This is a genomic window from Xanthobacter sp. YC-JY1 (assembly GCF_021730305.1).
GTDB classification, from domain to species: Bacteria; Pseudomonadota; Alphaproteobacteria; order Rhizobiales; family Xanthobacteraceae; genus Xanthobacter; species Xanthobacter flavus.
In genome coordinates this window covers 953,403-965,587 of sequence record NZ_CP032674.1, presented here as the reverse complement: position 1 = coordinate 965,587, position 12,185 = coordinate 953,403, and the positions used below count along the sequence as shown (strand labels likewise).

The window sequence follows — 12,185 nt, the reverse complement described above, 5'->3', positions numbered from 1 at the left end:
ATCACTCCTTGAACCGGTAGCCGACGCCGTACAGGGTCTCGATCATCTCGAACGAATCGTCCACCGACTTGAACTTCTTGCGCAGCCGCTTGATGTGGCTGTCGATGGTGCGGTCGTCCACATAGACCTGATCGTCATAGGCCGCGTCCATCAGCGCGTTGCGGCTCTTGACGACGCCCGGGCGCTGGGCAAGCGCCTGGAGGATCAGGAATTCGGTGACGGTGAGCGTCACCGGCTCGGCCTTCCAGGTGCAGGTGTGGCGCTCGGGGTCCATGCGCAGGTTGCCGCGCTCGAGAACCTTGGCGCTGTCCACCTCGCGCGGGGCGGCGCCGTCCTTGGCACCGGCGCGGCGCAGGACCGCCTTCACCCGCTCCACCAGCAGGCGCTGGGAGAACGGCTTCTTGATGAAATCGTCGGCGCCCATCTTGAGGCCGAAAAGCTCATCGATCTCCTCATCCTTGGAGGTGAGGAAGATCACCGGCATGTCGGTCTTCTGGCGCAGGCGGCGGAGCAGCTCCATGCCGTCCATGCGGGGCATCTTGATGTCGAGGATGGCGAGGTCCGGCGGGTTGGTCTTGAACCCGTCGAGGGCCGAGGCGCCGTCGGTGTAGGTGTCGATGCGGTAGCCCTCCGCCTCCAGAGCGATGGAGACCGAGGTCAGGATGTTGCGGTCGTCGTCGACGAGGGCGATCGTGGGCATGACACCTCTTTAAAGCCGTCCGGAAAGCGGTCCGTTGAACACGGGCCTTCAAGCCGACCATCTGTTGCGGCCGCTCACTGCGGTGAACCGCGTTCGCGTGGCCGAAATGTGACACACAAGACTCGATCGATGCAAATTAGCGGGATTCTCCACCGACACCAAATGGCGGCTGCCGAATACGCTTAATCAAGCTTTTCCTTCCCCGGCCGCCTTACGATAGGGCGTGTGGCCTCTTGCGCCCGCCCGCCGCGCCGGAGCATCGTGGCACCGTCCCGTGGGAGGAGACCATGACCAAGCCGTCCGCGACCGCAGTCCGCCATCTCGTGCGCGAGGCTCGCTTCGGTGCCCTTGCAACGCTGGAGGGTGACGGCGCGCCCTACGCCTCGCTGGTGGCCATCTCCACGGACCCCGAGGGCCGGCCGACTCTGCTCATCTCCCGCCTCGCCCGCCACACCCGCAATATTGCGGGCGATGCCCGCGTCTCCCTCCTTGTCTCGGCGGCCGGCGCCGCGGACCCGCTGAACGCGCCCCGCGCCAGCCTCATCGGCCGCATCGTCCCCGCCCCTGCCCCGGAGGTCCGCGCGCGCTACCTCGCCCGGCATGCGGCCGCGGCGGGATATGCGGATTTCACGGATTTCGCCTTCTACGCCATCGACATCACCGAGGCGCACCTGGTCGAGGGCTTCGGCCGCATCGTGGACGTGCCGGGGGAGAAGCTGTTGACCGGCTGGCAGGGGGCGGAAGCGCTCTCCGAGGGAGCCGCGGGCGTCATCGAGCACATGAATGCCGACCATGCCGACGCCGTGAAGCTTTATGCCACCGTGCTCCTCGGCGCGCCGGAGGGCGATTGGCGGATGCTTTCCCTCGATCCCGAGGGCTGCGAGCTGATCTGCGACAATCTCGTGCGGCGCCTCGACTTTACCAAGCGGGTGGAAGACCTTGCTGCGGTGCGGCAAGAACTTGTGAAGCTGGTCAATGACGCGCGTCGCGGAACTGCGGCCTGAACTTAAACGTTTAGCCTCCGTTTGTCGGAGTTTCCTTGGCGGCGAACTCCCTCTAGCTTGCTCGCCGCGGCTTCGAGGGATGCGCAAAGACATCCCCGGCCCGACACCTCCCGCATAACTCTACGAGAGCGGGAAGGCGGATGAATGCCGGCGTCACGCCGGCGGGAACTGTGGAGGATTTTCCGTGCTCGAAACCGGTCACCGGAACAGCGCCTGCGGCGCGGACACTTTCGGCCTCAAGCATCTTACGGCGGTCCACTGGAATCTTCTGGAGCCCGAGCTCTACGAGCACGCGCTGGCCCACAAGGAAGGGCACCTGTCCTCCGGCGGCGCGCTGATGGCCGAGACCGGCGCCCACACCGGCCGTAGCCCCAAGGACAAGTTCGTGGTGCGCGACGCCACCACCGAGGGCGAGGTCTGGTGGGACAATAACGGCGCGATCACGCCGGAGCAGTTCGAGACGCTGTATCAGGATTTCCTGAAGGAAGCCGAGGACAAGACCCTGTTCGCGCAGGACCTTTATGGCGGTGCCGATCCGGCCTCCCGCATCAAGGTGCGGGTCTATACCGAGTTCGCGTGGCACTCCCTGTTCATCCGCACCATGCTGCGCCGCCCCGAACGGGCCGAGCTGGACGGCTTCGTGCCGGAGATGACCATCATCGACCTGCCGTCCTTCAAGGCCGACCCGGCACGCCACGGGGTCCGCTCGGAGACGGTGATCGCGGTGGACTTCACCCGCGGCATCGTGCTCATCGGCAACTCGTCCTATGCGGGCGAGATGAAGAAGTCGGTGTTCACCGCACTCAACTACATCCTGCCGAAAAAGGGCATCATGCCCATGCACTGCTCGGCGAATGTCGGGGACGCGGGCGATGTCTGCCTGTTCTTCGGCCTGTCGGGCACCGGCAAGACCACGCTTTCCGCCGATCCCAACCGCACGCTCATCGGCGACGACGAGCACGGCTGGAGCCAGGACGGCGTCTTCAACTTCGAGGGCGGCTGCTACGCCAAGACCATCCGCCTCTCCGCCGAGGCCGAGCCCGAGATCTTCGCCGCCTCCAACCGCTTCGGCACGGTGCTGGAGAATGTGGTGCTGGACAAGGTGACGCGGGTGCCGGACTTCGACGACGGCAGCCTCACCGAGAATACCCGCTCCTGCTATCCTCTCGCCTTCATCCCCAATGCCAGCCCCACAGGCCGCGCGGGGCAGCCGAAGAATGTGGTGATGCTCACCTGCGACGCCTTCGGCGTGCTGCCGCCCATCGCGCGGCTGACCCCGGCGCAGGCCATGTATCACTTCCTCTCCGGCTACACGGCGAAGGTCGCGGGCACCGAGAAGGGCGTGAAGGACCCGGAGGCCACCTTCTCCACCTGCTTCGGCGCACCCTTCATGCCGCGCCACCCCTCGGTCTACGGCAACCTGCTCCGTGACCTCATCGCCGAGCACGGCGTCGACTGCTGGCTGGTGAACACCGGCTGGACCGGCGGCAAGTTCGGCACCGGGCGGCGCATGCCCATCAAGGTCACCCGCACGCTGCTCACAGCGGTGCTGGACGGTTCGCTCAAGGGCGCCTCGTTCCGCACCGACCCCTATTTCGGCTTCGAGGTGCCGACCTCGGTCCCGGGCATCGAGCCGCACATCCTCTATCCGTCCAAGACCTGGGCGGACAAGGCGGACTTCGACGCCACCGCGCGGCGGCTGGTGAACATGTTCCGCGAGAACTTCGCCCGCTTCGAGACCCATGTGGACGCCGCCGTTCGCGATGCCCAGCCGCAGGTGCGCATCGCCGCCGAGTGAGCGGCCCGCGTCAGGCTTCAGCAGCGAAGGCTTTAAAAACAAAGGCCCGGCGCGCTGCGCCGGGCCTTCCCGTTTCCGATGGGGGCGCTTCAGCCGCGGCGGCGCTGCTGGCCGAGGCCCATCTGCTTGGCAAGCTCCGAGCGGGCGGCGGCATAGTTGGGCGCGACCATGGGGTAGTCGGCCGGCAGGCCCCACTTCTCGCGATACTGCTCGGGGGTCATGTCGTAGCGCGTGCGCAGGTGGCGCTTGAGCGACTTGAACTTCTTGCCGTCTTCCAGGCAGATGATGAAGTCCGGATGCACGGAACGCTTCACCGGCACCGCCGGCTTCAGCGGCTCGGCGTCGGCCGGCGCCTCGCCGGTGCCAAGGCGCGTGAGCGCGAGGAAGACGTCGTTGATGAGGGCCGGCAGCTCGGTGGCGGCAACCGTGTTGTTGCCGACATAAGCGGAGATGATATCCGTCGCGAGCTCGATGAAGGCCGTCTGTTCCGTGGTGTCGCTCATGGGACCTGCTTCGCGTTGAGATGGCTTGAGAAAAATGCGCCGTCGGTCAGGTTTCGCGCTTCCGAACGATCAGGACATGCAATCGACGGGTGGAGCGGGAGAAGTCGGTGGGTGCGAGCAAGGTGGAGCCCAGTGCTGACAAGGCGCCACCAAGACGCGACACGCCACCGGGACGCTTTAGCGGCGCCCCGCCGCGCTCGTCCGCAGAGACACAGTGTACGAACCCCGGACAGTGTACGTACCCTGAACAGTCGCCCGCGCACGGATGCTGCGAAGACGGCTATAAGACCGTGTTAGTTTCGCACTTTCGACTTTGCAACCGATATTTCGGCTATACGGCTCATCTTCGTCAGTTGTCGCGATATCGCAGATCTGCACTGCCGACCCTCCCCGCCGCGGCGCAGAAGAGCGGCCGCGCCGCAGCGCCCCTTCCCGGTCCGCCCGCGGTCATGTGATCGGCGCAGCCTTGCCGTTGCCATATGGAATGCCTACCTCTGCGACAAATCAGACCGGGGTTCTTCCATGTCCACCTCTGCCCCTTCCGACGCGGACCACACCAAGGTCGTGAAGAGCGAAAGCGAATGGCGCTCCTGCCTCACGCCCGAGCAGTTCCGAATCACCCGTCAGGCCGGCACCGAGCGTGCCTTCACCGGCCCGTACTGGGACGAGAAGCGCGCCGGCCTCTATGAATGCGTCGCCTGCGGCGCGCCGCTGTTCCGCTCCGAGACCAAGTACAATTCCGGCACAGGCTGGCCCAGCTTCTTCCAGCCGGTCTCGCCGGAGGCGGTCGTGACCCATGAGGACGTCTCCCACGGCATGCGCCGCATCGAGGTGCGCTGCGCATCGTGCGACAGCCATCTCGGCCATGTCTTTCCCGATGGCCCGGCGCCGACAGGCCTGCGTTTCTGCATGAACGGCACCGCCCTCTCCCTGAAGACGGATGACGGGGCAGACCGTGGCGTCTGAGCCGCCGCGCGCCCCTCGCCGTCCGTCGACCCGCAACGTCCACGGCATTTCCCTCACCGACGACTACGCCTGGCTGCGCGCCGACAACTGGCGCGCCGTCATGCGCGATCCCTCCGTGCTCGACGGCGACATCCGGACCTATCTGGAGGCCGAGAACGCCTATGCGGACGCCTGGTTCGCGCCGCTGGGAGACCTCAAGGGAAAGCTGGTCGCGGAGATGCGCGGGCGCATCAAGGAGGATGATTCCTCCGTGCCCGCGCCGGACGGCCCCTTCGCCTATTATTCCCGCCACCGGGAGGGGGGCCAGCACCCCCTCGCCTGCCGCAAGGCTCTGCCGGACGGTGAGGAAGTCATCCTCCTCGACGGCGACAAGGAGGCCGAGGGCAAGGCTTATTTCCATTTCGGCCACTGGCGGCACAGCAGCGACCATGGCCGCCTCGCTTATTCCGCCGACACGTCCGGCTCCGAGCTCTATTCGCTTCGCGTCCGCGACCTCGCGACCGGCACCGACCTCCCCGACGCCATCGAGGAGACCACGGGAGACCTCCTGTGGAGCGCCGACGGCAGCGTGCTCTATTACATTCGCCGGGATGCGGAGCACCGCCCGTCCCTCGTCTTCCGGCACGTCATCGGCACCGCGCCCGAGACGGACACGCTGATCTACGAGGAGCCCGACAAGGGTTTCTTCGTCTCGCTGGGCGAAACCCAGTCCCGCCGCTACGGGCTGATTGCCTGCGGCGATCACGAGACGTCGGAGGTCCACCTTCTGGACCTTAATGACGCCGCCGCCACCCCGCGCTGCATCGCGCCCCGCACCGAGGGCGTGCGTTACGAGGTGGAGCACCATCCCGACCTTTGCGGCGTCGATGCCCTGATCTTCCTGACCAATGCGGACGGCGCCGAGGATTTCAAGATCACCACGGCCCCCGTCGCCACGCCGGGGCGGGAGCACTGGAGCGATCTCGTCCCGCATCGCCCGGGCTGCATGATCCTCAGCCACACGGTGTTCAGCGGCCACATGGCGCGCCTGGAACGCGAGGGCGGGTTGCCGCGCATCGTCATCCGGTCGCTCGCCGACGGCGCGGAACACGCCATCGCCTTCGACGAGGAGGCCTATGCGCTGGGCATGTCGGCGGGATACGCCTTCGACACGACGCAGCTGCGCTTCACCTATGCGTCCATGACCACGCCGTCCGAGGTGTGGGACTATGACATGGCGAGCCGCCGGCGCGAGATGCTGAAGCGGCAGGAGGTGCCCTCCGGCCACGACCACGCGCATTACGTGACGCGCCGCCTGATGGCCCCGGCGCCGGACGGCGAAACCGTGCCGGTCTCGCTCATCTACCACAAGGACACGCCGCTCGACGGTTCCGCGCCGCTGCTGCTCTACGGCTACGGTGCCTATGGAATCACCATTCCCGCCGGCTTCGCCACCAACCGTCTTTCGCTGGTGGACCGTGGCTTCATCTATGCCATCGCCCATATCCGCGGTGGCACGGACAAGGGCTGGCGCTGGTATGCCGACGGGAAGCTGGCGAAGAAGACCAACACCTTCACCGACTTCATCGCGGCCGCCGAGCATCTGGTCGCGGAAGGCTTCACCCAGCCCGAACGCATCGTCGCCCAGGGCGGCTCGGCGGGCGGGATGCTGATGGGGGCGGTGGCCAACCTCAGGCCCGATCTGTTCGCCGGCATCGTCGCCGAGGTGCCGTTCGTGGACGTGCTCACGACCATGCTGGACGACACCCTGCCCCTCACCCCGCCGGAATGGCCGGAGTGGGGCAATCCCATCGCGGACGAGTCGGCCTTCCAGCGAATCCGGGCCTATTCGCCGGTGGATAATGTGGCGGCCCAGGCCTACCCCTCCATCTTCGCCCTGGCCGGGCTCACCGACCCACGCGTGACCTATTGGGAGCCGGCGAAGTGGGTGGCGCGGCTGCGGGCGGCCGATACCGGGGAGCGGCCCATCCTGCTGCGGACCAACATGGATGCGGGCCATGGCGGCGCGGCCGGGCGGTTCGACCGGCTGGACGAGGTGGCGCTGGTCTACCTCTTCGCCCTGAGAACGGTTGGCCGCGCCGGCTGAGCCGCGCGGCCATTCACAGACGGAAGCCGGGCAGTTCCCCATCGGCATTTGCGCGGCGGACGGCTTCCGGCTATCCAGAGCGCGCTGTCGATCGACATGCGAGTGAGGGGGCGGCTCCGCGCATTGTAAGGCATGCTGTGATGGGCCGTCTGGATCGTTACATCTTCTCCACGGCGGCTGTCGCCTTCCTGGGGGTCGTGGTCGTGCTCGCCGGCATGATCTGGGCGACGCAGGCCCTGCGCCAGCTCGACCTGGTGACCAGCCAGGGCCAGACCATCCTCGCCTTCATCGCCATCACCAGCCTCACCATGCCCACGCTGGTGCTGGTGATCGCCCCAGCCGCCCTGTTCATCGCCACCGCCTACACCCTGCTGAAACTCAACGGCGACAGCGAGATCGTGGTGATGGCGGCCGCCGGCATGGGGCCGTGGCGCCTGCTGCGCCCGCTCATCCTGCTGGCCATCCTGGTGTCCCTGTTCTGCTCCTCCCTCGCGGTCCATGTGGTGCCGGCCAGCCTCACCAGCTTCCGCGAGCAGGTGACCAAGGTGCGCGCGGACGTGGTGTCCTTCGTCGCCCAGCCCGGCCGCTTCGTGAACCTGACGCACGGCCTCGTATTCCACGTGCGCGAGCGCTCCGCCAACGGCGTGATGCGCGGCATCTTCATCAATGACGCCCGCGAGAAGGAGGTTTCGACTTACCTCGCGGATCGCGGCCAGATCGTCGAGAGCAAGGCCGGCATCTTCCTGGTGCTGGAGAACGGCTCCATTCACCGGCGCGGCGGCGACCTGTGGAAGACCGAGGCGACGCCCCAGCCGACGCCGGAAGAGGCCCGCGCCGCCGCCCGTGCCAAGCTCGCCGCGCAGAATTCCGGTGGACAGGCCGCCAAGGCGTCCGAGCCGGCAGCGCCGGCCGCCGCGGCTCCCGCAGCCGGCGACCAGAAGCAGGGGCGCTCCGACAGCAAGGCCGCCAATTCCTCCGTGGTGGAGTTCCAGCGCTACGCCTTCGACCTCTCGTCGCTGGCGCCGGACAACAAGGGCGTGGACATCAAGCCCATGGAACGGCCCCTCACCTATGTGATGAACCCGCCGCCCGAGGACATGTACGTGCGATTCTTCCCCGGCCGGTATCGGGAGGAACTGCACAAGCGCCTGTCCGCGGGGCTCTATCCCATGGCCTTCTTCGCCATCGCCGCCGCGGCGCTCGCCCAGCCGCGCACCACCCGCCAGAGCCGGGGCGCCGCGCTCACCGCCATCATCCCGGCCATGGGGCTGGTGCAGATCGGCAACTTCGCCATCGCCGGCCAGCTCAAGGCCAATGCCGCGGCGGTGCCGCTGATCTACGCGCTGCCCGTCGTCACCGTCATCATCTGCGCCATGGTGCTGCAAGGCTGGATCCGCCTCGCCCCGCCAGCGGCGCTGACCGCGTTCATCGATTCCATCCGGGCTCGGTTCTCGCGGCGGGCGGCCGCCTGACGATGATCGGACGCATCCTCGGCTTCTATTTCGCGCGCCGCTTCGCGCATGCAGTGGCGGTCATCTTCCTGTCCTGCGTCACGCTGATCGTGCTCGTGGACTTCCTGGAGATGGCGCGGCGTACGGCCGACCGCGATCAGGTGACGGTAAGCCTGCTGGCTTTGCTCACCCTCTACCGGGCCCCCGCCTTCACCGAGCAATTGCTGCCGTTCGCCGTGCTGTTCGGCGGCATGGTGACCTTCGTCATCCTGTCCCGCCGGCTGGAACTGGTGGTGGCGCGGGCAGTGGGGCTTTCGGTCTGGCAGTTCATCACCCCGCCGGTTCTGGTGGCCTTCCTGGTGGGCGTCTTCGCCACCTGCGTGTTCAACCCGATCTCTGCCGACTTCAAGGAGCGGGCCAACCAGATCGAGGGCGACATCTTCGCCAGCGGCGGCGGCACCCCTGGCTTTACCCAGGGGAAGAAGGAATTCTGGATTCGCCAGCAGAGCGTGGACGGCCAGTCCATCATCCAGGCGCAGTCCTCCCGCCAGGGCGGCCGCGTGCTCTCCGGCGTGGTGATTTTCGAGTTCGATCCGGCCGGGAACTTCATGGAGCGTGTGGAGGCGAAATCTGCAACCTTGGGAGATGGTGCATGGATTCTTACCGGCGCCAAGGTGCTCGTCCCGGGCCTCGACCTCGCTTCCTATGATACCTACATGATCGCCACGAAGCTGGACCCCAAGCAGGTCCAGGATTCGCTGATCGCCCCGGAAACCGTGTCGTTCTGGCAACTCCCGTCGGCTATTCGCAGTGCAGAACAATCCGGCTTCGGCGCGGAAAAATACCGCTTGCAGCTCCAGAGCCTTCTCGCGAAGCCGTTTCTGCTGGTGGCAATGGTCCTCATTGCCGCGGTCGTGGGCCTCCGCGTGTTCCGCTTCGGCGGGGTGGGCCAGACGATTCTCGGTGGCGTGCTTGCGGGCTTTCTGCTTTATGTTGGGACCAAGCTCGCCGAGGACCTCGGTGAGGCGGGAATCGTTCATCCCGTTGCTGCTGCGTGGTTTCCTGCAGTGACCGGGATTTTGTTGGGGGCGCTCATTCTGTTGCACCGGGAGGACGGATGACGGTCGGGCATCCCCCCGCCGTAGGGATGACTGCCAGGGGCCTTCGCGCAGCTGCGCGGGGAACGGGTGGTCGCGCGTCTCGACGCGCCTCCTCGGCTGCCGCCTTCAGCTTGATCTTTGCCGGCCTCGTCGCCCTCCTCGCGCCGATGGGGAGCGCCCGTGCGCAGACCCAGCCGGCCGCCAGCCAGAACACGACGCCGGGCAGCAATATCCTCACCGCGCGCCAGCTCGACCCGAACCAGAAGATGCTGGTGACGGCCGACCAGCTTGAATACGACTACCAGAAGGACACGGTCTCGGCGGTCGGCAACGTCCAGATCTATTATGACGGCTCCACCCTGGAGGCGCGCCGCGTGGTGCTGGACCGCAAGGCCAACACCCTGCGCGCGGAAGGCAATGCCCGCCTCAAGGACAAGGACGGCAAGATCGTCACTGCCGACACGCTGCAGCTGACCCAGGACTTCAAGCAGGGCTTTATCGATTCCCTGCGCCTCGACACGCCGGACAACACCCACTTCGCCGCCGTCCGCGCCGACCGGACCGACGGCAACATCACGGTGTTCCAGAACGGCATCTACACGGCCTGCGAGCCGTGCAAGGACGACCCCTCTAAGCCTCCGCTGTGGCAGATCAAGGCCAAGAAGATCATCCACAACGACGACGAGAAGATGGTCTATTACGAGGACGCCTGGGTCGAGTTCTTCGGCCTGCCGGTGGCCTATTTCCCGTACATGTCGTCGCCCGACCCGACGGTGAAGCGCAAGACCGGCTTCCTAATGCCGGAGTTCTTCTCCTCGAGCCAGATCGGCTACGGCGTCTCCATTCCCTTCTTCTGGAACATCGCGCCCGACCGCGACCTGACACTCACCCCGGCCATTGTGACCCAGCAGGGCCTGCTGATGCAGGGCGAATGGCGCCAGCGCCTCATCAACGGCAGCTACACCATCCGCGCCGCCGGCATCGTGCAGCAGAACCCGCAGGACTTCATCACCACCTCGAATGGCATCACCGAGGTGCTGCCGGGCTATCGCCAGGACCGCGGCGCGGTGGAAAGCTCCGGCGCCTTCGCGCTGAACAAGTTCTGGACCTTCGGCTGGGATGCCACCGTCGCGTCCGACCGCGCCTTCCTGCGCGACTACAACCTGATCCCGGACACCACCACCACCAAGACCTCCACCGTCTACCTGACGGGCCAGGGAGACCGCTCGTATTTTGACCTGCGCGGCCTCTACTTCCTCGGCCTCGCCGTGACGGATGACCAGGCGCGCCAGCCCATCGTCGGCACGCTCAACTACGACAAGGTGTTCAACAACGCCCTTTGGGGCGGCGAGGCCGGGTTCAAGGTCAACCTCACCAGCCTGACCCGCCAGCAGGCCGACTTCATCGGGACCTCCGAACTCACCTCCGCCGTCGGCAGCACGGGTGTGCCCACCGGGGCCTGCACCCTGTGGAGCCCGAACGCCAAGGAATGCCTGCTGCGCGGCGCGCCGGGCGACTACACGCGCCTGTCCGGCGAAGTCTACTGGAAGAAGACCATCACCGATTCCCTCGGCCAGCAGTGGACGCCGTTCGTCACGGCACGGGTGGACGTGGCCTCGGTCAACACCTCCTATCTGCCCGCGAGCTACCAGTTCGGCCCCACCTTCCCCGGCCAGAACCCGCTCCAGTCCGGCAGCGACGACCTCATCCGCGCCATGCCTGCGGTGGGCGTCGACTATAAATATCCCTTCATCTCGGCGGAGAGCTGGGGCACCCAAACCATCGAGCCGCGGGCGCAGGTCATCATCCGCCCGAACGAGAGCAACATTGGCAAGTTCCCGAACGAGGACGCCCAGAGCCTGGTGTTCGACGACACCAACCTCTTCGAGATCAACAAATATTCCGGATATGACCGGGTCGAGGGTGGCAGCCGTCTCAACCTCGGCGTGACCTACACCGCCGCCATCAATGGCGCCGGCCTGTTCACCGCCGTCATCGGCCAGTCCTATAACCTGTTCGGCAAGAACTCCTACGCCTACGGCGACATGGCCAACACCGGCCTTGAATCGGGCCTTGAGACCTCGGCCTCGGACTACATCGCCAAGTTCGGCTACTCGCCGACCAAATATCTCGAATTCGTGACCCGCTTCCGCTTCGACGAGCAGAACTTCTCCATGCAGCGCTTCGAGCTGCAGGCGCGCGCCGAAATCGACAAGTTCAACGTCGCCGTCACCTACGGCCGCTATGAGGCCCAGCCTCTGCTCGGTTATTATCAGCAGCGCGAGGGTATCTACACCAACGCGTCCTACAAGCTGACCGACAACTGGGCGGTCCGGGGCGCCGTCCGCTACGATTTTACAGCGGGCGAGGTGGACTACACCCTCGTCGGCCTCAGCTATATCGACGACTGCTTCACCCTCGCCCTCAACTACATCTCCGACTACACCATCAACGGCCCCAGTTCGCCGCCGGTGACGAAGGTGATGTTCCGCATCGGCCTGCGCACCCTCGGCGAAGGCGGCTTCTCCACCAGCTTCGGCTCCGAATCCTCGAATTGATGCCGGCTGCGGCCGCGAA

General features: G+C 66.3%; 9 protein-coding genes. 7 read left to right on the top strand and 2 right to left on the bottom strand.

The window, feature by feature from the left end; genetic code table 11:
• Position 1 precedes the first annotated feature (1 nt).
• Positions 2-700, bottom strand: a complete 699-nt coding sequence (locus D7006_RS04510; protein WP_029557293.1) for a response regulator transcription factor — start codon at positions 698-700, stop codon at positions 2-4.
• 287 nt (positions 701-987) lie between these two features.
• Here D7006_RS04510 and D7006_RS04505 point away from each other — a divergent pair, with 287 nt between their 5' ends.
• Complete coding sequence (locus D7006_RS04505) at positions 988-1,704, top strand: HugZ family protein (RefSeq protein ID WP_237355708.1); 717 nt, start codon at positions 988-990, stop codon at positions 1,702-1,704.
• 184 nt (positions 1,705-1,888) lie between these two features.
• A complete protein-coding gene (locus D7006_RS04500; protein ID WP_169124460.1) occupies positions 1,889-3,502 on the top strand; it encodes a phosphoenolpyruvate carboxykinase in 1,614 nt (537 codons plus the stop codon).
• Positions 3,503-3,591: 89 nt separating this feature from the next.
• On the opposite strand, the gene D7006_RS04495 is transcribed toward D7006_RS04500, so the two are convergent.
• Complete coding sequence (locus tag D7006_RS04495) at positions 3,592-4,005, bottom strand: MucR family transcriptional regulator (RefSeq protein WP_169124459.1); 414 nt, start codon at positions 4,003-4,005, stop codon at positions 3,592-3,594.
• Between the two features lie 522 nt (positions 4,006-4,527).
• Here D7006_RS04495 and msrB point away from each other — a divergent pair.
• From msrB to D7006_RS04470, 5 genes are all read left to right on the top strand, one after another.
• A complete protein-coding gene (msrB, locus tag D7006_RS04490) occupies positions 4,528-4,971 on the top strand; it encodes a peptide-methionine (R)-S-oxide reductase MsrB (RefSeq protein ID WP_229646679.1) in 444 nt (147 codons plus the stop codon).
• Positions 4,946-7,057: a S9 family peptidase gene (locus tag D7006_RS04485; RefSeq protein ID WP_371745035.1), complete on the top strand. Its 2,112-nt coding sequence runs from the start codon at positions 4,946-4,948 to the stop codon at positions 7,055-7,057. The genes msrB and D7006_RS04485 overlap by 26 nt, the downstream gene beginning before the upstream one ends.
• Before the next feature lie 140 nt (positions 7,058-7,197).
• The gene (locus D7006_RS04480; RefSeq protein WP_237355706.1) at positions 7,198-8,529 is read left to right on the top strand and encodes an LptF/LptG family permease; all 1,332 of its coding nucleotides are present in this window, start codon (positions 7,198-7,200) and stop codon (positions 8,527-8,529) included.
• A gap of 2 nt (positions 8,530-8,531) precedes the next feature.
• Entirely contained in the window at positions 8,532-9,629 is a 1,098-nt protein-coding gene (gene lptG, locus D7006_RS04475) for an LPS export ABC transporter permease LptG (protein ID WP_169124455.1), read from the top strand.
• 110 nt (positions 9,630-9,739) lie between these two features.
• Positions 9,740-12,166, top strand: coding sequence for an LPS-assembly protein LptD (locus D7006_RS04470; protein WP_237355705.1), 2,427 nt, complete (start codon positions 9,740-9,742; stop codon positions 12,164-12,166).
• Positions 12,167-12,185 lie beyond the last annotated feature (19 nt).

Bases quoted from the DNA above. Each gene is read 5' to 3' on its own strand.
- lptG (WP_169124455.1), top strand. From the start codon at position 8,532: ATGATCGGACGCATCCTCGGCTTCTATTTCGCGCGCCGCTTCGCGCAT.
- D7006_RS04510 (WP_029557293.1), bottom strand. From the start codon at position 700: ATGCCCACGATCGCCCTCGTCGACGACGACCGCAACATCCTGACCTCG.
- D7006_RS04480 (WP_237355706.1), top strand. From the start codon at position 7,198: ATGGGCCGTCTGGATCGTTACATCTTCTCCACGGCGGCTGTCGCCTTC.
- D7006_RS04485 (WP_371745035.1), top strand. From the start codon at position 4,946: ATGACGGGGCAGACCGTGGCGTCTGAGCCGCCGCGCGCCCCTCGCCGT.
- msrB (WP_229646679.1), top strand. From the start codon at position 4,528: ATGTCCACCTCTGCCCCTTCCGACGCGGACCACACCAAGGTCGTGAAG.
- D7006_RS04495 (WP_169124459.1), bottom strand. From the start codon at position 4,005: ATGAGCGACACCACGGAACAGACGGCCTTCATCGAGCTCGCGACGGAT.
- D7006_RS04505 (WP_237355708.1), top strand. From the start codon at position 988: ATGACCAAGCCGTCCGCGACCGCAGTCCGCCATCTCGTGCGCGAGGCT.